Origin of the sequence: Chitinophaga filiformis, from assembly GCF_023100805.1 — a bacterium.
Taxonomy (GTDB): Bacteria; Bacteroidota; Bacteroidia; order Chitinophagales; family Chitinophagaceae; genus Chitinophaga; species Chitinophaga filiformis_B.
The window spans coordinates 2,156,076-2,177,365 of record NZ_CP095855.1 but is presented as its reverse complement, the minus strand read 5'-3'; the positions used below and the strand labels follow the sequence as shown (position 1 = coordinate 2,177,365).

At 45.6% G+C, this 21,290-nt stretch carries 16 protein-coding genes; 2 read left to right on the top strand and 14 right to left on the bottom strand.

Annotated elements, in window-relative coordinates:
• Positions 1–46: 46 nt before the first annotated feature.
• The 5 genes from hisB to bglX all read right to left on the bottom strand — a co-directional run bounded on the left by hisB (position 47) and on the right by bglX (position 6,985).
• A complete protein-coding gene (gene hisB / locus MYF79_RS09065) occupies positions 47–1,183 on the bottom strand; it encodes a bifunctional histidinol-phosphatase/imidazoleglycerol-phosphate dehydratase HisB (RefSeq protein ID WP_247813508.1) in 1,137 nt (378 codons plus the stop codon).
• A gap of 48 nt (positions 1,184–1,231) precedes the next feature.
• Complete coding sequence (gene hisC / locus MYF79_RS09060) at positions 1,232–2,281, bottom strand: histidinol-phosphate transaminase (protein ID WP_247813506.1); 1,050 nt, start codon at positions 2,279–2,281, stop codon at positions 1,232–1,234.
• A gap of 12 nt (positions 2,282–2,293) precedes the next feature.
• The gene (hisD, locus tag MYF79_RS09055; RefSeq protein WP_247813504.1) at positions 2,294–3,583 is read right to left on the bottom strand and encodes a histidinol dehydrogenase; all 1,290 of its coding nucleotides are present in this window, start codon (positions 3,581–3,583) and stop codon (positions 2,294–2,296) included.
• A 66-nt stretch (positions 3,584–3,649) separates the two neighbouring features.
• A complete protein-coding gene (gene hisG, locus MYF79_RS09050; RefSeq protein WP_247813503.1) occupies positions 3,650–4,504 on the bottom strand; it encodes an ATP phosphoribosyltransferase in 855 nt (284 codons plus the stop codon).
• 225 nt (positions 4,505–4,729) lie between these two features.
• Entirely contained in the window at positions 4,730–6,985 is a 2,256-nt protein-coding gene (gene bglX, locus MYF79_RS09045; protein ID WP_247813501.1) for a beta-glucosidase BglX, read from the bottom strand.
• A 253-nt stretch (positions 6,986–7,238) separates the two neighbouring features.
• Between bglX and MYF79_RS09040 the strand changes: the two genes are divergently transcribed.
• Positions 7,239–8,252 (top strand): beta family protein, encoded by a 1,014-nt coding sequence (locus MYF79_RS09040; protein WP_247813499.1) that lies wholly within the window; start codon positions 7,239–7,241, stop codon positions 8,250–8,252.
• On the opposite strand, the gene MYF79_RS09035 is transcribed toward MYF79_RS09040, so the two are convergent.
• The 6 genes from MYF79_RS09035 to MYF79_RS09010 all read right to left on the bottom strand — a co-directional run bounded on the left by MYF79_RS09035 (position 8,230) and on the right by MYF79_RS09010 (position 17,717).
• Positions 8,230–8,814, bottom strand: a complete 585-nt coding sequence (locus MYF79_RS09035) for a sce7726 family protein (protein ID WP_247813498.1) — start codon at positions 8,812–8,814, stop codon at positions 8,230–8,232. The two genes, MYF79_RS09040 and MYF79_RS09035, sit on opposite strands and share 23 nt — an antisense overlap.
• A 1,297-nt stretch (positions 8,815–10,111) precedes the next feature.
• Positions 10,112–11,092 (bottom strand): pectinesterase family protein, encoded by a 981-nt coding sequence (locus MYF79_RS09030; protein WP_247813497.1) that lies wholly within the window; start codon positions 11,090–11,092, stop codon positions 10,112–10,114.
• Positions 11,093–11,666: 574 nt separating this feature from the next.
• Positions 11,667–13,355, bottom strand: a complete 1,689-nt coding sequence (locus MYF79_RS09025; protein WP_247813496.1) for a T9SS type A sorting domain-containing protein — start codon at positions 13,353–13,355, stop codon at positions 11,667–11,669.
• 141 nt (positions 13,356–13,496) lie between these two features.
• On the bottom strand, positions 13,497–15,362 hold the full coding sequence (locus MYF79_RS09020; RefSeq protein ID WP_247813495.1) for a family 20 glycosylhydrolase: 1,866 nt from the start codon (positions 15,360–15,362) through the stop codon (positions 13,497–13,499).
• A 796-nt stretch (positions 15,363–16,158) separates the two neighbouring features.
• Positions 16,159–17,163: a helix-turn-helix transcriptional regulator gene (locus MYF79_RS09015; protein WP_247813494.1), complete on the bottom strand. Its 1,005-nt coding sequence runs from the start codon at positions 17,161–17,163 to the stop codon at positions 16,159–16,161.
• Positions 17,164–17,204: 41 nt separating this feature from the next.
• Positions 17,205–17,717, bottom strand: a complete 513-nt coding sequence (locus MYF79_RS09010) for a hypothetical protein (protein WP_247813493.1) — start codon at positions 17,715–17,717, stop codon at positions 17,205–17,207.
• A 624-nt stretch (positions 17,718–18,341) separates the two neighbouring features.
• On the opposite strand from MYF79_RS09010, the gene MYF79_RS09005 reads away from it, so the two are divergent.
• Positions 18,342–18,737 carry a response regulator gene (locus MYF79_RS09005; RefSeq protein WP_247813492.1) on the top strand — a complete coding sequence of 132 codons (396 nt, stop codon included), beginning with the start codon at positions 18,342–18,344 and terminating at the stop codon, positions 18,735–18,737.
• Here MYF79_RS09005 and MYF79_RS09000 read toward each other — a convergent pair.
• The 3 genes from MYF79_RS09000 to MYF79_RS08990 form a co-directional block, all read right to left on the bottom strand.
• Positions 18,734–19,885, bottom strand: coding sequence for a glycoside hydrolase family 172 protein (locus tag MYF79_RS09000; protein ID WP_247813491.1), 1,152 nt, complete (start codon positions 19,883–19,885; stop codon positions 18,734–18,736). The genes MYF79_RS09005 and MYF79_RS09000 overlap by 4 nt on opposite strands.
• Positions 19,886–19,996: 111 nt before the next feature.
• Complete coding sequence (locus MYF79_RS08995) at positions 19,997–20,524, bottom strand: O-acetyl-ADP-ribose deacetylase (protein WP_247813490.1); 528 nt, start codon at positions 20,522–20,524, stop codon at positions 19,997–19,999.
• A gap of 7 nt (positions 20,525–20,531) precedes the next feature.
• Positions 20,532–21,062, bottom strand: coding sequence for a hypothetical protein (locus tag MYF79_RS08990; protein WP_247813489.1), 531 nt, complete (start codon positions 21,060–21,062; stop codon positions 20,532–20,534).
• Positions 21,063–21,290 lie beyond the last annotated feature (228 nt).

Sequence of the window (21,290 nt, the reverse complement as noted above, 5' to 3'; positions counted from 1 at the left end):
ATGCCGTCAAACTATTCATGAGAGGCAGCCAAGTAGCGGGTGGGAATCACAACACGCCCTTGGTGCTCGGCAACGCCATATTCGCGGGATTCCTCTTCACCGCCATTTTTATCGCCTTCGCAAATGTTTTAAAGATTGCCTCGATCTTATGATGCTCATTCTCTCCCTCCGCCTTAATATTCAAATTACACTTCGCCGCATCAGAAAAGGACTTAAAGAAATGGAAGAACATCTCCGTCGGCATCTCCCCTATCTTCTCGCGATTGAACTTCGCATCCCACACAATCCAGTTCCTGCCACCAAAGTCAATCGCAGCCTGCGCTAAGCAGTCATCCATCGGAAGACAAAAACCATAACGCTCAATACCCCGCTTATCAGCAAGTCCCTGCGCCATGGCCTCTCCAAGGGCAATACCCACATCTTCAATGGTATGATGCTCATCAATATGCAGATCACCCTTTGCCTTGACAGTCAGGTCAATACTGCCATGACGGGCAATCTGATCCAGCATATGATCGAAGAACCCCAGCCCGGTGCTGATATCAGCCTTACCGGTACCATCCAGGTTCAAAGCAATGAAGATATCCGTTTCCTTAGTGGTGCGCGTATGAGATACTGTACGCAAGCCGAGTTTCAGGAACTCGTAGATCTTCTCCCAGTCAGTAGATTCCAGTGCAATCACCTCTTTCAGAGCCTGTGTATTGGAATCAACCTCTGCATTGCCCAGGCCGGTGCCTTCATTCATCCAGATAGCTTTGGCGCCCAGGTTCTTTGCCAGCTGCACGTCGGTGATCCGGTCGCCGATCACAAATGAATTTGCGAGGTCGTAGTCAGCGGAAAAATATTGGGTCAGCATTCCTGTACCTGGCTTGCGGGTAGGTGCATTCTCATGTGGAAAGGTACGGTCAACATGCACGGCATTGAATCTAACCCCTTCATTCTCGAATGAGCGCAAAATAAAATTCTGCGGCGGCCAGAAATCTGCCTCGGGAAAGCTGGCAGTACCCAGGCCATCCTGGTTGGTCACCATTACCAGCTCATAGTCCAGTTCCGCAGCAATGCGGGAAAGGTAAGTAAACACCTTCGGATAGAATTCTACTTTTTCAAGGCTATCGATCTGATATGTAGGTGGTACTTCCCTGATAATGGTACCATCCCTGTCTATGAAGAGCACTCGTTTCATTGTAGCTGTGTGTTGTTATGTTGTACAGTGGCGAACTGTGTGATTATATTATACGGTAACCTGGGCGATTGTTTCCAGTAAAGTGATATTTTCTTCCGGCGTGCCTACAGTGATGCGCAGACAGCCGTTACACAATTCCACTTTGGAACGGTCGCGTACGATGATACCTCTTTCCACCAGGTAGTTGTAGATGCCTTTTGCATCCACTGTTTTGGCCAGCAGGAAGTTGGCATCACTGGGGTATACTTCCAGTACCTGCGGCAGGTTGATCAGGGAGGCGGCAAGTTTATCTCTTTCCACTACAGTATCCTTGATCCATTCATTTACCTGGATAATATTATCGAGCGCTTCCAGCACAAGGTCCTGCGCTGCCTGGTTGATGTTGTACGGCGGCTTTACCTTATTCAGTACGTTGATGATCTCCTCTCCGGCGAAAGCCATACCTACACGTAAGGCTGCCAGTCCCCATGCTTTGGAAAGGGTCTGCATCACCACGAGGTTAGGATATTCCGTGAGTTCAGGTATAAATGTTTTCTGGCGGGCGAAATTGATGTATGCTTCGTCGATCACTACAATACCATCAAAATTGTTCAGGATCATTTCTATATCGGAACGATTAATGGAGTTGCCGGTGGGATTGTTGGGGGAGCAGATGAAGATCAGTTTTGTACGCTCATCCACCGCTTCCTGCAATGCCGCCATATCGATCTGGTAGTCGGGTGTCAGCGATACTTTACGTACAATGACATCGTTGATATTGGCACTCACTTCATACATACCGTAGGTTGGCGGGAATAATACCACGTTGTCAACACCCGGGCGACAAAAAGAGCGGTACAACACATCTATCACCTCATCACTACCATTACCGAGAAAGATATTCTGTGGCGGTACACCTTTGATATCCGCCAGCTTATATTTCACTTTCCACTGCATTGGGTCAGGATAGCGATTGTAAGCTACCGGCAGCGGAGAACCAAAACTGTTTTCATTGGCATCCAGGAAAATGGAAGCCTCTCCTTTAAATTCATCCCTGGCGGTAGAGTAAGGCACCAGGCGTTTTATATTGTCGCGTAGTAAGCTATTGAGATCGAACATTGATAAAAGATTTTATAGTTGAGTCTTTTGTTTCAGGCGGACAGTCACTGCATTCTTATGAGCGTCCAGTCCTTCTGCAGCAGCCATTGTTTCAATAGTCGCGCCTATCTGCTGAAGTCCCTCTTGTGTGAGGCGCTGGAAGGTGATCTTCTTTACAAAACTATCGAGAGACACGCCGCTGTATGCAGTCGCATATCCATTCGTTGGCAATGTGTGATTGGTGCCGGAAGCATAATCGCCCGCACTCTCCGGAGAATAGTTCCCCAGGAATACAGAACCTGCATTCACTACTGCGTCTGCGATGGAGATATCATCCTTACAGGCTACGATCAGGTGTTCAGGAGCATATGCATTCAGCAGGTCCATAGCCTCCGGTGTATCTTTTACAAGAATGATCCGGCTGTTCTCTAATGCCTGCGCTGCAATATCTTTACGGGGCAGTTGCGCCAGCTGATCGGCCACTTCCTTTTGTACTGCTTTAATGATATCCGGCGCTGTTGTAACCAGCAATACCTGGCTATCAGGACCATGTTCCGCCTGTGAAAGCAGATCGGCCGCTACGAAGGCTGGTACACAGGTTTCATCTGCGAGTACGGCTACTTCAGATGGACCGGCAGGCATGTCGATCGCCACACCGCTTTTATTAACAAGCTGTTTCGCGCAGGTTACATACTGGTTACCCGGACCAAAGATCTTATGCACACGTGGTACACTTTCCGTACCATAGGCCATAGCACCGATCGCCTGCACACCGCCTATTTTGAACACGCGTTCCACACCAACTTCCTGTGCGGCAAATAATACCGCAGGATGCACTTCACCCGCAGCATTAGATGGCGTACAAAGGATGATCTCCTTACAACCTGCTATCATAGCTGGTATACCCAGCATAAGGATCGTGGAGAATAAAGGAGCGGAACCTCCCGGAATATACAGGCCTACTTTTTCAATAGCCACCGGCTTACGCCAGCATTGTACCCCCGGCATGGTTTCTATGATCCTGCTTTGTTCCTGTTGTGCCTTGTGAAAAACTTCTATATTATGTTTCGCCTGGAGGATGGCTTTTTTCAGCTCTGCATCCAGCACATTATTGGCATGTGCAAATTCCGCCGGGCTCACTGCCAGCGCATCCAGTTGTACTTTGTCAAATTGCTGCGCATATCTGCGCACCGCTGTGTCTCCCTCCTGCTTTACTGCTGCAAGAATATTTCCTACGCTGGTTTCCAGCGCTGTTGTATCTAAAACCGGACGTTGGAGTAATGCCGGCCATTGTGCACGTTCTGGATATTCGAATACACGCATGGTATGTCAATTACGGTTGAGCTATATGATGGCGAAAGATCAGTGATGATGCAATGATCTTTTTGATTAAATGATCATCTTTTCAATTGGTACTACCAGGATCCCCTGTGCACCGGCTGCTTTCAGGCTTTCAATGATATCCCAGAAAGCATTTTCATTCAACACAGAATGCACGGAGCTCCAACCCTCTTCCGCCAGCGGCAGTACGGTAGGACTTTTCATACCGGGCAGGAGCGCGATGATCTCCTTCAGTTTATCATTCGGTGCGTTCAACAGCACGTATTTATTATTCTTTGCTTTCTTTACTGCCTGGATGCGGAACAGGAGCTTCTGCAACAGAGCATCCTGCTCAGGCGTCAGGTTACCATTGCTGATCAGTGCCGCTTCAGATTTCAGGATCACTTCTACTTCCTTGAGACCATTCATGAATAGTGTAGAACCACTGCTTACCAGGTCGCAGATAGCGTCTGCCAATCCGATGCCCGGTGCAATTTCCACCGAACCGCTGATCTCATGGATCTCAGCGCTGATATTATGCTCATTCAGGAAGTTCTGTAATATTACCGGATAACTGGTAGCGATACGCAGCTTGTCCATATCTTTCACACCGTTATACTCTACTGTTTTCGGTACTGCCAGGGAAAGGCGGCATTTACCGAATCCCAGCTTCTCCGCGATCTTTACAGGACGGTTCTTTTCCAGGATCACATTTTCACCGACAATACCGATATCAGCCACGCCGTCTTCCACGTATTGCGGGATATCATCATCACGCAGGAAGAAAACTTCCAGCGGAAAGTTGCTGGCTTCCGTTTTCAGCTTGTTAACACCGTTGTTGATGTCGATACCACATTCTTTCAACAGCTTGATAGAGTCGTCGTGTAAGCGACCGGATTTCTGAATGGCAATTCTCAGTTTCATGTTTTTTGACAATGTTCGGTGAAAACAAAAAGGGGCTTACCGTTTGGTAAGCCCCTGATGATGTTTTAATATCTTATTATGTAATACATAAAATCATCCCAGCCTACCTGCGTGGTAAGAAATGATGGTGATGATGTGTATGTACGTTAATGTTCATAATTTGAATAACGATGCGAAGGTAATAACAATTTTGAATAATCAAACTAATTTTTGCCTTATCTGCCATTATTTTAATGTAAACCCTGCTGACTTAACATCCCTGCTATTGGTACCCACAAATACGGTAAAATCGCCCGGTTCTGCCTTCCAGCGCATATCCTTGTCGTAGAACTTCAGGTCTTCCACGGAAATATCAAAGGTCACCGTCCTGGTCTCTCCCTTAGCCAGGGAGATCTTTTTATAGGCTTTCAGCTCCTTTACGGGGCGGGTCACCGATCCTACCAGGTCCCTGATATAGAGCTGTACCACTTCTTCCCCATCGTAGCTACCGCTGTTAGTTACGGGTATGCTCACCTGCAGCCTATCTGTCGCCGTGATCTGCTGCTTGCTCAGTTTCAGGTCGCCATAGGTAAACTTTGTATAGCTCAGGCCATAACCGAAGGGATACAGGGGCTCATTATCCGTATCCAGGTACTTGGTGGAGTATTTGTTATCAGGATTCAGCGGCCGGCCGGTGTTCTTATGATTATAGTAGATGGGGATCTGACCTACATTCCTTGGGAAGCTCATAGTCAGTTTACCTGCCGGGTTATAATCACCGAACAACACGGAACTGATGGCGCTCCCTGCCCTGGTGCCCAGGAACCAGGTTTCCAGGATGGCGGGAACGTGGGCATCTTCCCATTCCAGGGTCATGGGCCGGCCGTTCATCAGCACCAGCACGATGGGTTTACCGGTAGCATATACCGCCTTCAGAAGCTGCTGCTGGTTCTCCGGTATGCTGATGTTAGATCTGCTGGCCGCCTCTCCCGTCATACCCTGGGATTCGCCCAGTGCCATCACAACGATCTCCGACTGTCTTGCCAGCTCCACTGCTGCAGCCAGCATCTGCTGACTACCGGCGGTATCTGTTGCTTCCAGTTTGTATTTCTGCGTAGCCCTTTTCAGTAAGGTGGTGTCTGCAGTATAATGGGCTCCCGGCAGATATTGCACATTGGCGGAACGCTGTTTCAGGGCCTCCAGTAAGGTTACTGCCCTGGTATAATCACCCGCCGCCGACCAGTTGCCGATCATGTCCCGCTGACTATTAGCCAGGGGCCCTATCAGGGCGATCTTCGCATCCTTCTTCAGGGGCAGGAGCTGGTTTTCATTCTTCAGCAGTACGATGGAGCGTTCTGCTATTTTCTGTGCAGTGGCCAGGTTCTCTGCAGACATGATCTCTTTTGTCGCCCTGGCAGTGTCGCAGTACTTAAATGGATCCTGGAACAGGCCCAGGTCATATTTGGCCGCCAGTATGCGGTATACCGCACTGTCGATCTCTTTCTGGGTCACTTTCCCGTCCTTCAGCAACTTTTTCAGCTGACCGGCAAAAACACCTCCCTGCATATCCATGTCCACTCCGGCATTCAACGCAGCTGCGCCGGCCTCATATTCATCTTTTACATTGCCGTGGGAAATCATTTCATTGATAGCAGTATAGTCTGTCACCACGAAGCCTTTAAAGCCCCATTCTTTCCGCAGCAGTTCTGTCAGCAGCCATTTATTGGCAGTGGCAGGGGTGCCGTCAATTTCGTTGAAAGATGTCATGACAGTAGCAACACCGGCGTCTATAGCGGCCTTGTAAGGTGGCAGGTAATACTGGAACATCTGCCGGCGGCTCATGTCAACCGTATTATAATCACGCCCCGCTTCAATAGCGCCATATAAGGCAAAGTGTTTCACACAGGCCAGGACGGTATTATTGGCAGACAGGTCCGAACCCTGATAGCCCTTTACTTTAGCCTTTGCCACCTGGGTACCATACCAGGTATCTTCGCCCACGCCTTCTGCCACGCGGCCCCAGCGGGGATCACGGGCAATGTCTACCATTGGTGAGTAGGTCCAGTGTAAACCATCAGCACTGGCTTCCTGTGCTGCAATCCTCGCGCTCTGTTCCAGCAGCGTCATGTCCCAGGTACAGGCCTCTCCCAGTGGAATGGGGAAAATGGTCTTATGCCCGTGGATGACATCGTATCCGAATAAGAGCGGTATTTTCAACCTGGTTTTCATGGCCATTTCCTGTAACTGACGGGTATACTTTGGAGTATATGCATTGAAGATCGAGCCACACAGGCCGGCCTCAATGTCTTTTTTATATCCCGGTTTCATGAAAGGACCCGTTACATCCATATCACTGGTCAGCAGGTTCAGCTGCCCGATCTTCTCTTCCAGGGTCATGCGTTTGATCAGATTGTTGACGAAGGTTTGCTTCGCAGTTTGCGCCTTCACGCTGAGGGCAGCCAGCAGCAGAGATGCTACCAGCAAGCGCTTCGGGTTCTTCATAACTGTGTTTTTAATGTTTACAAGAGGGGACTAAGGTAGGGAAGTTTATTTTCCGTTTATAAGGGAAGAGTACTTTTTTATAAACACAACGACATAATTAGCAGTAATCAGCTATACCATTAATGTAACCATTGACAATACAATTAATATTAAAATAATTTCATCACCAATCCATTACGAACTAAATCTTGTTAACTACTCAAATTCCATAGAGTCATTATACCTATATTTTTAAACATTAATTCCTATAATTATGCACAAAAAGTATTTCCCAATCCTAAAGGCAAAAGCAGGTGAATTAAAAGCCATTGAGACGCTTAAACCAAATGAAAAAAATTCCCTATCGCCTGTAATTGAATTATTGCCTGACAGCTATGATTCTGTATTGACCCGATTAACTGCCAGCTGGCCTTTCAACAACAATCAGATTTTGATAGATCCTGCGATAATCTTAGAGACAGACTCCGATACAACAGAATTAGAGGAACTTTATACCAGGCTTCAGGAACAAAATGTAAATGCGATCCCTGTATTAAGATTGAATAGTGACGAAGACTATATTTCACTAGTTAAAGACTACATTAACGAGTATAAAAGTCTGTTTTGTATCAGGATTACCAACGATTATGCAAAACCAAGAACATTCAACGCATTGATTGCCTCAATGATTGAGGACCTTCAAACTTCATATGATAGATGCATTATATTATTTGATTTAGCGCACTCAAATGATGACAACTACCAACATTTATCAAACTCTGCCATAGCTAATATAAAAGCTTTAAAATCAATCGAATCATTTTATCAAATTGTTACTGCATCGGGTTCTTTCCCAAAAGATTTAAGTCAGATTCCGGCTAAGAGCGAAATACAACTGGAGCGTATTGAGGCACTCATATGGAATCAAATTAATGAGGAAATCGATTATCCTATCTTTTATGGAGACTATGGGATTAAACATCCAATATATGACCCGGAAGTTATGCAGTTCCCGTCAACCGCAAGTATTAAATACACCACTAAGAATTCTTACTATATTTTTAGAGGGATAAAACCAAAGGACCATCCTGACGGAAACGGCCAATATATTTTACACTGTAAAAGCCTTGTAACAAAGCCTGAATATGACTCGCCAACATTCTCATGGGCAGATAACGAGATAAATACTTATGCACTTAAAGCAGTTACAGACAAACCTGGCAATGCAGAGACATGGGTTAGAATTGGGCACAGCAGACATATATCTAAGCTACTAACGCTTCTTTGACATTCTTCCAATTGGACCTTTTTTTCATTATACTCCTAACAAGAGATGACAATTCTTCTACTTCAATGGACTTGGCTATCAGTTCACACAAAAGCCAAGTCCTTAAGTTTTTCTTATGCGGTATATTTAGATCTTTAAGTAGAGAGAGTAGTTCTTCTTTCCATAAAAGTTTTGCTAAAAAGAAGGCGTCCTTTTGGGAATTAAATTGAGCTTCTTTTTTTTGTTCTATTGTTATCTCTCCGTGTTCGCCTTCATCAAGTAGTATTACTCCGACCCAATCTGGTATTATTTCCGACACCTTACCGTAGTGCTTTTCTTCTGTCACAATAGTTAAATAATCAAATATTTTTCTATATGCCTCTATTTGATACGGCAAACGGTTCAATGTATCGCTTGCTCCTTTAATTTCAAACCCGTGTAACTGGCCATTCACTACTGCAATATCTATCCGTGCCCCAGCGCTAGTAATGTCTAGTTCATCTACTACCAAAGATTTTTCGTCATGGTAATACTTGAACAAATGTGTCTGTTTCAGCACGTCCCTAATTTCGTAATCTCTCATACAATAAAAGCCATTTATTAAAAGCTCGAAAGCGTACCTACAAAGTAAGTTTAATATGTGAAATTATAAATTATCTAATCAAAAAAACAAAAAGAGAGATCTCTGTCAAATGAGTTCCTAAGATAAGGAACTTACTCTATATTCCGCTGCCGCCTCTGTAAGAGCCTTATTAGGCTCAACTGTACTTAAAAAAAACTCCAGATCACATTGAGATAGTAAGATGGCGTTATCTTTCTTCAGTTCAGACGTTCTATTTATCACCTTTCTCAGCATTGAAGTGATATATTTAAATTTTTGTTTGAAGTCAACAGTACATTGGAAATTTACCCGTCGTTGTTCAGTCTTGTTTTTCATCTTCAAACTACTATAATATTTTGTCATGGATTCATGTATAATTATCCATTCCGAACGTTGATACAGAGCCACTCTGTTCCTAGCATCCAGGGTGACCAACTATGTGTAAGCTTTTCCAAATAAGCAGCGGATGTTCTCCATAAAGAGAATAAACTTCCTTTAGTAATTACTCCGTTTCCGAAACAAATGTAACGCCCCTCCATTCAATTGCATCAAATTTATTAGAATCCCGTAACGTATCTCTAAAGCGGTGATAAAGGCCTGGAATACCCGTCCATGTGTTCAGGTTTCAATATCCTCATAAAAAAGGGGCGTTAAAAACAGCCAAATGCCATGCCTGTGCATAGTAAACGAACTTCTGCAACTTTAATGGCGAAATAATATCTCCTGCGTTAGTGTTGGATTTAGACAAAAAATAACCTCGATTGGGTTAACAGTATATACCATATGGATGTATTGCTTTCGGCAAAAGTAAAGCCTCCACAACAAATTGCCAACTAATTAACTATTAAGACATTACCAATATATGAAAAATCATTTCACTGTAGTTCCATACTTCTCACTCCTCATCCAGCCTTACCAACACCTTCCTCAACCGCCTCCTACTATACACATCTATCCCATCTATCCAACAGCTTCAACCCCTTCCCTTTCTTATAGTGCTCTCCTGTTTTATCCCATTTCACCGACACCAGGCGCCCATGATAATAATAGGTTTGTTCAATGATACTGTCAGGACACTTCAGTAAGGGCACATTTATTTTCAACCAGTCGAATGCCTACGTATTACTCACATAGTTGACCACATATTCCGGATCAAGGCTGTTAAACCGGTCGGTACACCGTTTAGTGTATTCTCCAGCGTATATTTTATGTAATGATTTCCCATCTGCCATTTCCCGGCTGCGCACACAGATGTGGGGAAATAAAATACATATTGCCGCTATTCCTTTAAAGGGTCCCAATTGCCAAATACTTTCCTGAATGTGATATTTCTTGCTTCCTTAGCGCTCAGTTGTTTTGACCACCTCACCCGCTGACGGCTATCTGCACCATCGCCTGTGTTTTCATATTCCGCATACCTGGCCGTTTTTTCATTCTCTGCATTGTCCCAGTTATGCCATCCCTGTGGCAGGATGTGCGCGCCCAGTGTACAATAGATGAACACAGTCGCCGCATAGGGACGCCAGGGGCGACCCAGGTACACTTTCTTCGCACTTGTATCTGCCGTTAATATGCAATGGCTGAACACAAACCCGTACGATTGCCGGTCTGTCGTAGAAGCGGCCGTAATGTAAGAATCTCTTTTACTGTGGATAGTACAACCTTCAAACCATACTGTTGCTGCACCAAAAATGAAATCAGTTGTACCGGCTATATAACAATCCCTGTAATACTGCCGGCTATCTGCTCTTCCCGCATATAGCGTATCCTGGTTGCCCAGCAACCGGCAATTACGGAACATGCAGCGATCACCTTCCACATGCAGCGCTACTGCCTGTCCTACCGGACCTGCACCGTTTTCAATGGTCAGGTTTTCAGCAACGATATCATCTCCCGCTATCAATACCGTATACGAAGTAAAGGTGCCGAATTTATCCCTTCCGGATGCATCCCTGCCGGGATAGGGTTTTCCCCAATAGTCACTGTTGGTGATAATGGTACTGTCCCGGTCCTCTCCTTCCAGGGTGATGCTGCATTTCCAGGAAGGAATGCACAATTTTTCATGATACACACCTTTCCGGATAAAGATCGTCACACGGAAATATGTAAAATCCCGCACGGCATTCACCGCCTCCTGGATCGAGCGGTAATCGCCGGAACCATCCTGTGCCACCACCAAATGCTTACGTGTATCCTGCCCATGTACACAGACTGGCAATAGTAAAAACAATATGGCGATAAGGTGAACATTGTTCTTCATAACAAGGAATTTAGTCATACAGATGTGGAACAAACTATAAAAATCCCTGCGCTTGACGAAGAAAGCGAGCCTTTTTATTTACGCAATCGTTACCGGGCATTCCGGGACCATATCCGGTACCTCTTCGCTAAGGATTCGGTGCGACTATCCTACCGGTTCCTACCTATAAGCGCTATAGTCCTACATTTCACCTACTATTCTATAGCGTTCGCTATAGAACAGTGCCTATAATGCTATAGAAGAGCGCCTGTAGGTAGAAGGTTCCACCGAATCTCCAGGCTTACCTGAAGCCTTTCATAGGCTAGTGATGCCCTTGTTTAAACACAGATCTGTAATCGCCGGACCCGGCTGTTATTTCAATCCGACCTTCTTCATACGCTTTATTTTTACGTCCTTATGCGCATCCGGCGGCGATCCGCTCCGTCACAGCAGCGGAGAAGGGAAGACCTGAACCTCCTGGTACAAAGGAATACAGCTATTTTTCAACTGTATATGGGCTAATGACACCGCGCATAAAATGCAGGGGAAATATTAAGAAGTATTGCAACAATAATACCTCAGGCAAGGCATTACGTCAATGTACCACCATTACATTGGTATAAAAATTATAATTCTTTGACTTAATCCTCATGATATACGCTCCCTGTTCCAGACCGCTCACATCTACTGTCAGTGTTTTATCATCCATCTGCAGATCCTTTTCGTATACTACTACCCCCATGAAACTTGTCATAGTCACTTTTGCCTTTTCATTCACGGTGCCGGTAAAGTGAAGATGCATGATACCGGAAGCGGGATTAGGATATACTTTCTCAAAATATCCCCCGAAGAGTGCTTCTACCGCGAGGTCTTCAGCAGCCTGACTGGGATTGCCGGCTACGTCGTGAGCGGCATTGGCGGCCAGCCTCAGGGTAACTATACCATCGTACTGCGGTGTGACCAGTACGGTCATGACATTGTTACTTACACTTGTAAGATCGGAAATAACAGCGTTTGTAGCAGTCAGATAACTCAGGTCGAAATCGGCTATCGCTTCACTGAAACTGATGTAGACAAGAAATGCATGCCTGAGCGGCGACATTTCTATTGTATTCAGGGTAACAGCCGGTCGCTTTCTGTCTATATATACTTTACTGTTATCTGTTGTGGCAGTGATGGTAGCGCCTGCATTTCCATGCAGGTCTTTAAAATTGATAGAGAAGGGAACCGCGCCGTCAGGATCATTTGCTGTTACGGTGTACCGGCCAACGTATTCTTTCGCACCTACCATAGTAACAGCGACCGGCTTACCCAGTATTGTAATGTCGGGTAGATAAATATTATCATCTACCGTAAAATAAACCGTGATCACATTATCTGTAGTAGCATAAGCAGCATTCTGATTATTGGAACGTACTGCCACAGACATAACGCTGGGAATAGTAACATCCGTTACAACGGGGACGGATGTACTCGGCAGACTTACATTCTTCGCCATATCAGTGGCAGTAGCCCTGATATTGTGATTACCGTCTGCGAGGGAACCGGCTGTAAAAGCCGACGACCAGCTGCCACCTGCGTCAGTAGTAGTTGTGGTCAGCACATTGCCATCTATGTATACCGTGATCAGCGTATTCGGTTCAGCTGTGCCGCTGATCAGCATATCAGTTGTATTGAATACGGTATTGCTGGCTGGTATCCTGATAACCGGCGCAGCAGGCGCATTCCCGTCAATTGTAATTGCGCGCTGACCGGCAATTGAACCGGCACTGCCGGGCGCAGGCAATAACAGTGAGGCAATGGAGCCTCCACTGCCGCGAATGACAGCGCCGTTGAAGAGCAATGCATCCGTACCAGTGTAATCCAGTTTGGCAGTGGTGTCTCCTGTATTTACAGTATAGGCAAAAGCGAGGGTATTCGTACTATCTCCGGAAATATATAAGGCCGTCCTGCTGACAGGGCTTGTACCCAGTATAAGCGCCGGCGTGCCGCCACTTACCCTTACAACCTGGTCGAACGTGATGTTAAATGTGATCGTACTCCCAACACCATAAACACCATTTGCAGCGGTAGTAGAAATAGTAGTAACAACAGGCGTTGTATCCATGTCACGGGTTGCAGCCCCTCCACTGTTCCTGCTGTTCACCTGTAAGCCGGATGGCTGGTAACAAAGCTCACTGTCTGTAATACTGTTATTCCGCGCATGAATAAAAATAGAAGAGACCAGGCAATAAATAATGGTTAGAGTTACCGAGGGAAGTAAACTCCTAGTTGGTATAGTCATCAGGTTTTCCGGATAGTTAAATTACATTCAAAGTAAGGAATTGTTTTCTGAAAAAAGAATAAAAATGTTATATATGTAATACAGTAAAGCGCCGCCTGATAACTCAGACGACGCTTTTTAAATTACCCGGCTGGGTATTAATCAGTTATCTTTCAGTCGTTTTAACAACTCTTCTTTACTAACGGTAATCTGGTCTCCGACGGGCTTTCCATTCCTGTAAGTAATGACACTCAAATTTGTTGCACCACGTGGGAATGTCAGCGCTTGTCCGGTATAACGCGGGTACCAGTTATCAGGATCAGAATTGTCGAATGTGTAATAAATATCCAGTCCTTTGATCTCGGTTGACAACTGTACTGACACTTCTCCGTCACTGTTCTGCTGAGGCTTTATAACAGCATTCCAGGCGCTGCGGGAATATTTGATATGAGCAGTATCCATGCGGACAAATTCAATTTCCATCCTGCTGATAAAATCATCCCAGTTACGTTTTGATTTCGGGCTCCAGTACACTTCAGACAATGCCAGCGCCCTGGGCCAGGTCATATATTGAATGTGCCTGTAGTTAGATACGGATTCTGTCCACAGGTTTCCTTGTCCGCCGAGAATGTATTGCTCATCCACCCCTACCGGCACCGGGTCGTAGTTGTACGAATCAGTCAAACGGCACATGCCATAGGTAGGTGGTTCCGCCGCAGGATCGCCCTGATACAGGTCGAGATAACAAAAGTCCCAGGGGCTCATTACCACATGATGATTTTGTTTTGCAGCCTCAATGCCGCCCTTCATACCTCTCCAGCTCATAACGGTTGCCTCCGGCGCCAATCCGCCTTCCAGGATCTCATCCCATCCGATCAGTTTTTTACCCTTGCTTTTCAACATTTTTTCCATGCGTTTCACAAAATAGCTCTGCAATTCATCCACGTTCTTCAGATGTTCCTGTGACATTCTTTTCTGGCATTTCGGACATTTATCCCAGAAGCCTTTAAAAGCTTCATCTCCGCCTACATGAATGTAGTTGAAAGGGAACAAAGCGGCTATTTCTGTGAAAACCTTATCCAGTACTGTGAAAACAGAATCGTTGCCGATACATAAAGCATTATCTTCTGCTTTATAGAAGTGGCTGCCCGGATTTACGTTGTACTGTAGCTGAGTGCAGGACAGGTTAGGATATGACGCGATCATCGCCAGGCTATGTGCCGGCACATCTATTTCCGGCAGGATGGTGATATAACGGGAGCGGGCATATGCAATCACCTCCTTTATATCATCCTGGGTGTAGAAGCCACCATCTGTAGCAGCTTCCCCTGGCTGTGGCGAATCAAAATTCCCCCATCTGCCGGTACGCGGCACCCGCCATGCACCTGTCTTTGTCAGCTCCGGCAGACTTTTTATTTCTATGCGCCAGCCGTTATCATCGCTCAGGTGCCAGTGGAAAATGTTGTATTTGTATTTAGCCATTTCATCAATGTAGCGCTTCACTTCTTCCTTTGTATAGAAATGACGGCTCACATCCAACATCAGGCCCCGCCATCCAAAGCGGGGATAATCCGTAATGGTGGCGCAGGGTACGGCCCAGCTACGGGCAACAGGCTGACTGCTCTCAATATCCGGTGGCAGTAGCTGCAACAGGGTTTGCAGACCGTAAAAAACACCCGCCGGACTTCCGGCTGTCAGGGTCATTTCCTTTGGTGTTACCGCCAGGGTATATCCTTCCTCTTTTTCGCCCTGTTTCAACACAACGTTGATCGTCTTGGCACCAGGCTGCCTGTTTTGTTTTAAACGAAACCCGGTGGCGGTGTTTACGCGGTCTGAAAACCACTGCAGGGTACCTTCCAGCTGTTTGTCTGCCGACGTAGTCGTAATAGCCACATTATTGTCGATAATAAATTCTCCCGGTTGTTCCTGTACGGACGCCGGTTCTGGTATAACGTGAACCCTTTTCTGGGCAAAAACCTGCGGGAACAGGCAGCATAACGCTAAGCATAATAATGCGGGATTCTTCATGGAGAGTTGATTTGTGGGGTATAAGATAACAAATACCGGGCATTTCAGGAGGCCCGTTGTGAGCAGCGGGGAGAAAATACAAATTCCGGGAAAAAAGCCTGATGGCAATTCTCCCGGAACGATTAAAATACAGTTGATGACTCACAATTGTCAACGAGGGAAAGTCGAGTCAATATGTAACTGTATTGCGAAAGTACAGCCTGCCTTGGGGAAGGGGTCCGTTCAATGGATGAAGAAGGGGCGGCAGACCAGGAACCAACGCTTAAACGTGTTTACGAACATGCATCGCGTTTTATGGGATCTCATTAAATAACCATCTCCATGGCAAATAATGTAATTAGTTTCAGGAATGTCCCGCCTGGACAAGCAGAACAGCTGATTATCCTCAATATACCATTAAAAAGAGCTGTCCAGACCTCCCATCAGCGGACTCCAAACCTTTGCACGGCAAAGGAGTGGACATCCGGCTGATTGATCTCCCGCAGGCATACTTACGCCGTAAGTAGTTGAGGAAAACAGCATCCGGTGAGAATGCCTGCCCGCATTATTATGAAAAGGCAAAATATGTTATGCTATGACGGTTTAACTAAGACCTGAAAATCATTTTACAAACAAGGCATCTTTAGAGATCTTTCATAAGACTATTTCTTTACTGGTATTAACAATTCTTACGTAATGGCTTTCCATAGGGGTAATCTCATAAATACAATTCAAATATCGTTAGTCATCTATAAAATGGATAGGACAAAGGCAGCAAATTACCGGTACTTTTTTATTTCTTTTGTCCTATATACAGCTATATAGCTGCACTGTGATCACTTCTGTACCGACCCGGCGTGATGCCTTCTGTTTGTTTAAACACCCGGATAAAATAAGAGGGATCAGAATAACCAACTTCCATGGCGATATCTGTTATCGTATGCATGGTGGCCAGTAACAGCTGTTTGGCCTTTTCAACCCGCTGCTGCAGTATGTATATTTTTACAGTGCTACCCAACTTCAACTTGAAAGCATTTTCCAGTGCACGTTCCGTCAGTCCAAGCGCATGTGCGCGCTGTTCCACGTTCACATATTCTTCCGGACACTTGTCTACTCTTTCAATAAATTCGTCGATCTCCTTTTCATGCAGTAGTATCAACCTGCTATCCTGCAAAGTGATCCGATGCATAGTGTCCAGGTAAGCGATCACGGCATCACTGATACGGTTACTGTAATAAAGGGCACGCGCCTGCCCCGTCAGCGGACAATTCTTCATTTTTTCTATTTCACTGCGCATAGCGGCGCTCAAGCGGATATAAGGAAGGTGTGCTGAAAAACCGCTGTTGTTTTTCAGGGTATGTAACATATCGCTTATCTGCGGATATGTGTCATCCAGCTCTTCCAGCATGGCTACCGGTACCTGGAAATAAACACTGCGGTAATGCTGGCCAGCTGTCAGGCTAATGGTGTAAACAACTCCCGGGGCCAGGTACTGCATGCCCACTTTTCCGGGTTGCAGCTGCATATGGCTACCGGCGTACGCAATACGTATACTACCGGTCATCATTGTCTGCATGATAATGACCGGCTCGGAGACAGAGAGCAGCAATTCCATGTCAGCTGCCGGTTCTGCATACAATTCACAGTAAAAACTATCTGCTACCTGCACCTTCTGTTTAAGCAGCGCGCCCCACTTGCCGGATAAGAACAATGCTGTGGTGTCTTCAACGGGTACTCTCAATTTACGGTAACGGGCCGGCACGGCATGCGTTACCACAACGTCCTGCACTAAATGGTCAGGCAACCGGAACTCAATTGGCATATTGGTAAGGTTTTTATGATAGAATAAATGGTATCTGTTTTCTATTTCCTCGTCTCTGTATTCAACAGGCCCAGTGCGAAAAGAAATTTGTTTACGAACGAAAAGGTTTCCGCACTCTTCATACTTTCACTGTCATCCTGTTCAGGAGAGAAAGGAAAAGCGAGGGACTGATATGTACCTTTGCTCACCAGCACCCGGAGATCTTTCGGCTGAAAGCCACCGCCCAGGTAACAATAATCATTCTCGCCTATATCAATGCCTATATCCTGATGCAGGAACATCATTTCATCATCATTCTGAATGGTGTAGATCAATAATTTACTCAGGCCGGGGATAAGGTCAAATCTTAGCAGCAGGTTATCTTCAGTGGAATTGATAACAGTATACCAGAAGCTTCTTTCAAAGAGCTGCAGCTGCTGTATCAACACATTGCATTGCGGTGCGGTATAAAATAACGGAGGTTTCTCTGAAGACAGATAATGTTCAAGAGATGCAGGTACATTTTCAGTTTGCTGAAATGCCAGAAGTGGATTAAAGTTAACATCTAGTTTCATGTTAGTTATTTTAGGTGAGGAAGAGACTTGATAGGGATTGTTGCGTTTACGCGATACTATCCGGGATGAATATTCAGCCAGCTTGCAGACTGTGCTGCGGAATCGTTGCAGTAATGTTGGCGGTGAATTACCTGAACACCTGGATGAGTGAAGTATAAATACAATTTCAAAGACAATGCGTTGAGTATACGCAGATAAAGGTTGTCTTCCATTTCAATCAGGTTAACTTTATATGTGCCCTGCCCGGGGATCAACTTGGGTTCCCTGCAACACTGCAATTGCAGTGCAGTATTGCATTATAGACTAATTGCGACTAATTGAATATACAACATTTCCTGCGAAAAAAGTTACAACAATTAATAATAATCATAAGCCGTTCTATTTTACCATATTACGCAAACATCTTCCCCTGCTGCATGTCAGTACAATGGGAGAAAAACCTGGTGCAGGCATCGTGGCAGTATCCGGCTTGCCGCCAGGCAGCAACTTACATATCTTTGCTGCAGCACCTGCGACATTCGCTATGCGACATATTCATGTTTCTTTTTTATAATATCTGTAACCATAAACATTCTCCCTAAACCCGCCATAGATTGGCGGATTATCCCTAATTTTGCGGCACGTATGGCAAAAAAAGTAATTTTACTGGTAGACGATGATATGGACGATCAGGAGCTTTTTGGAGAGGCAATGTCCATCGTGGATAGTGCTGCTACCTGTTATTTTGCTTCTGACGGGGAAGAAGGCTTGCGAATGCTGGCCAGCGGCAACCTTCAATGCGATCTTATATTCCTGGACCTGAATATGCCTAAAATGAACGGCAAACAGTTTCTGGCTGAAATCAAAAAAAAGAACAGCGCCTATCGCGATATTCCTGTTGTTATTTTCACCACTTCCCTAAGAGAAAAGGACGGCATTGAGACTGCCGAACTGGGCGCCTCACACTTCCTGACCAAGCCTTCCAGCTTCGGCGAGCTGTGCAAACAGCTCGAAAATGTACTGAACAAAGCCCTTGCTTAATAGACCTCCAGTTTATCCTTCACAGGTAGTTTAGGAAATGGCTGATGAGGCTCTGTCTGGTACCAGTATACGACCGATGAAATATCCGAATGCTGTTGCAGATACCTTCCTCCTTCTCTCCAGCCGAGATCCTGGATAGTAACCCGCAATTCCTTTTCAAAACGGATAGGGTCCATAATATGCCATCGGTACATTCCAAAACGCTGACGTGCCCGGTAGGTACCATCGGGAAGTATTACCTGGTGCAGGCCGGCATAGGGTGTACAGAACGTTGTATACCTGCCGCCCCTGTCAAAATTGTAGGAACCACAGAAGTAGTCTTCGGTACCTGTCCCGCAGATAGTGGGAAATTTTGTATCCCCGTCCATAAAAAACTTGATCTCTCCTTCTCCCCACCAGCCGGAATTGTTCACTCCCAGCGCCATAAAGGTGCCTACATACTGCCCTTTCCCGCGGATGTTGTCTACCAGTACATAGTCTGAAGTAGTATCGGGATTGGTACGACGGAATTGTGCATGGAAATAGGCCGCATCATCGGGTACCTCCGTCAGCGTATAATCCACCTGGTAATACAGCGTCATCTGTTCTGTATGAATGTTCTCCATCGTAATGCGGCATTTCTTGCGGAAAGGCATCATCCAATAACTGTTAAAGGCACTGCCGGGATTAACAGTAACAGCCATGGAGTTCAGCGGTGCATATTCATTCCAGGCCATGCCGAAGAAGTCGCCCACAGGACATTCCACAGAAGGCTCCTTTTCATCGTCCCAGTATATACGCAGGATGGAATAACGCCATATACCTGTCGGTGTCATCCAGATATGCTGAATAGCTCCGGGTCCGCTTACTTCTGCAAGCGTGAACGTTTGCCCGGGTTTGATAATCACAAAAGGATTGACCTTCCAGCCTTGTCCGAGCTCCCGTGCGGCATGCGAAGCATTGGCAGTATTGACCGGTGCATCTTTCCCAGGCATGGCCATCCCTCCTTTCCCTTTCTCACCATTAAAGTTTTCGGGGCTGATAGAGCGGGTCTTTGCATTCGACAAACGGTACAGGTTGCCAAGGTTCATATCCAGACCATTGAACTGCTGGGCAAACACGGGTACAGTAAAACAGTACAAGAGTAATAATAACGGGAATTTTTTCATAGTCTTTTGCTTTAAGGGAGAAAGTACAAATGAATCTTAAAAAAGAAAAGCGTAACTGCAACTGTATGCAATCACGCCGGTATCTTCTGACTTACTTCGTTACTTCGGAACCTATAAGGGCCCCTGCTGACTAAGCAGTTGGGTATAAATGTCGTAGTTCTCCTTTTCGAAACAAACGAATATCACATTACTTATCTTGTTATCGTTTTTAAGAAAATCCGTCACAGCAGCTACCGCTATTTCAGCCGCTACCTGTTTGGGAAAACGATATACGCCTGTACTGATATTGGGAAAAGCGATCGTCTGCACGTCGTGCTTCGCTGCCAGCTGCAGGCTATTCATATAAGCCGTTCTCAGCAATGCTTTCTCTTCCTCACTTCCTTTATTCCATACGGGCCCTACCGTATGAATAACATATTTTGCAGGCAATCGGCCAGCTGTTGTGATGACCGCTTCACCGGGAGCACATCTTCCCTGCCTGTCACGGATCTTACGGCACTCTTCGAGTATGGCAGGTCCTCCCGCTCTATGAATAGCGCCATCTACGCCTCCACCGCCTAATAATGACGAATTAGCGGCATTGACAATCGCATCTGTCTCCATTTTTGTGATGTCGCCTTGTAACAGTGTTATTTTCATACTTTCATTATTCACGGGATACCCCGCTAGATCTGTGTGCAAAGATAATCTTATACAAATCTGCTGCCGATTTCAGATATTCCTGCTCTGTTTTTATAAACTCCTCATCCCTTTTCGTAAAAATCAGGTTCTTTTCATCAATCAACCGGATCATTTTGCCCTTGTAAAAATATCCTCTGTATTCTTTGACAGCCATCTTATGTTGCTCAAAAGTGGAATCATACATAGGCACCTCATACTTGTAATCCCTGTCATAATAAAACACGGGCGCCCCCTTTTCATAGTACACTTCCAACCTCATTTTACCCATCTCTCCATATATCGTATGCACCATCAATTGCAGTGTATCTCCGGTAAAATACCCTTCCAGATCAGCGCCTTCTGTACTTATATCAGGCAGATCCACCCGGGCCATTCTGTAGGAACTGATATTTTTATTTACTTCCTGGTATCTTTCTTTGATATGCTGTAAGGCGTTATCCGTCTGGGCGAAGGCTTGCAGGTTCAGTAGCAGGAGAAAAGATAATATTCTTCTCATAGGCAAGGTGTTTAATAAACTCCAAAATAATAAAATTAATATCATTCGCTGCTGCGGTATGCCTCATATCTTTCCCCCTATACCCCCTTAATCCTGGCCTCTGCTTTTTGTCACTTTGAGATAAGCGATATCCTGAGCATTTCACCAGCTGATGATAAAAACCGTATCTGTAACTTCAAAGAAGGCTGATCCCCTAAACATAAAAGAGGCCGGTTGTAACCGGCCTCT

Bases quoted from the DNA above. Each gene is read 5' to 3' on its own strand.
- hisB (WP_247813508.1), bottom strand. From the start codon at position 1,183: ATGAAACGAGTGCTCTTCATAGACAGGGATGGTACCATTATCAGGGAA.
- hisC (WP_247813506.1), bottom strand. From the start codon at position 2,281: ATGTTCGATCTCAATAGCTTACTACGCGACAATATAAAACGCCTGGTG.
- hisD (WP_247813504.1), bottom strand. From the start codon at position 3,583: ATGCGTGTATTCGAATATCCAGAACGTGCACAATGGCCGGCATTACTC.
- hisG (WP_247813503.1), bottom strand. From the start codon at position 4,504: ATGAAACTGAGAATTGCCATTCAGAAATCCGGTCGCTTACACGACGAC.
- bglX (WP_247813501.1), bottom strand. From the start codon at position 6,985: ATGAAGAACCCGAAGCGCTTGCTGGTAGCATCTCTGCTGCTGGCTGCC.
- MYF79_RS09040 (WP_247813499.1), top strand. From the start codon at position 7,239: ATGCACAAAAAGTATTTCCCAATCCTAAAGGCAAAAGCAGGTGAATTA.
- MYF79_RS09035 (WP_247813498.1), bottom strand. From the start codon at position 8,814: ATGAGAGATTACGAAATTAGGGACGTGCTGAAACAGACACATTTGTTC.
- MYF79_RS09030 (WP_247813497.1), bottom strand. From the start codon at position 11,092: ATGAAGAACAATGTTCACCTTATCGCCATATTGTTTTTACTATTGCCA.
- MYF79_RS09025 (WP_247813496.1), bottom strand. From the start codon at position 13,355: ATGACTATACCAACTAGGAGTTTACTTCCCTCGGTAACTCTAACCATT.
- MYF79_RS09020 (WP_247813495.1), bottom strand. From the start codon at position 15,362: ATGAAGAATCCCGCATTATTATGCTTAGCGTTATGCTGCCTGTTCCCG.
- MYF79_RS09015 (WP_247813494.1), bottom strand. From the start codon at position 17,163: ATGCCAATTGAGTTCCGGTTGCCTGACCATTTAGTGCAGGACGTTGTG.
- MYF79_RS09010 (WP_247813493.1), bottom strand. From the start codon at position 17,717: ATGAAACTAGATGTTAACTTTAATCCACTTCTGGCATTTCAGCAAACT.
- MYF79_RS09005 (WP_247813492.1), top strand. From the start codon at position 18,342: ATGGCAAAAAAAGTAATTTTACTGGTAGACGATGATATGGACGATCAG.
- MYF79_RS09000 (WP_247813491.1), bottom strand. From the start codon at position 19,885: ATGAAAAAATTCCCGTTATTATTACTCTTGTACTGTTTTACTGTACCC.
- MYF79_RS08995 (WP_247813490.1), bottom strand. From the start codon at position 20,524: ATGAAAATAACACTGTTACAAGGCGACATCACAAAAATGGAGACAGAT.
- MYF79_RS08990 (WP_247813489.1), bottom strand. From the start codon at position 21,062: ATGAGAAGAATATTATCTTTTCTCCTGCTACTGAACCTGCAAGCCTTC.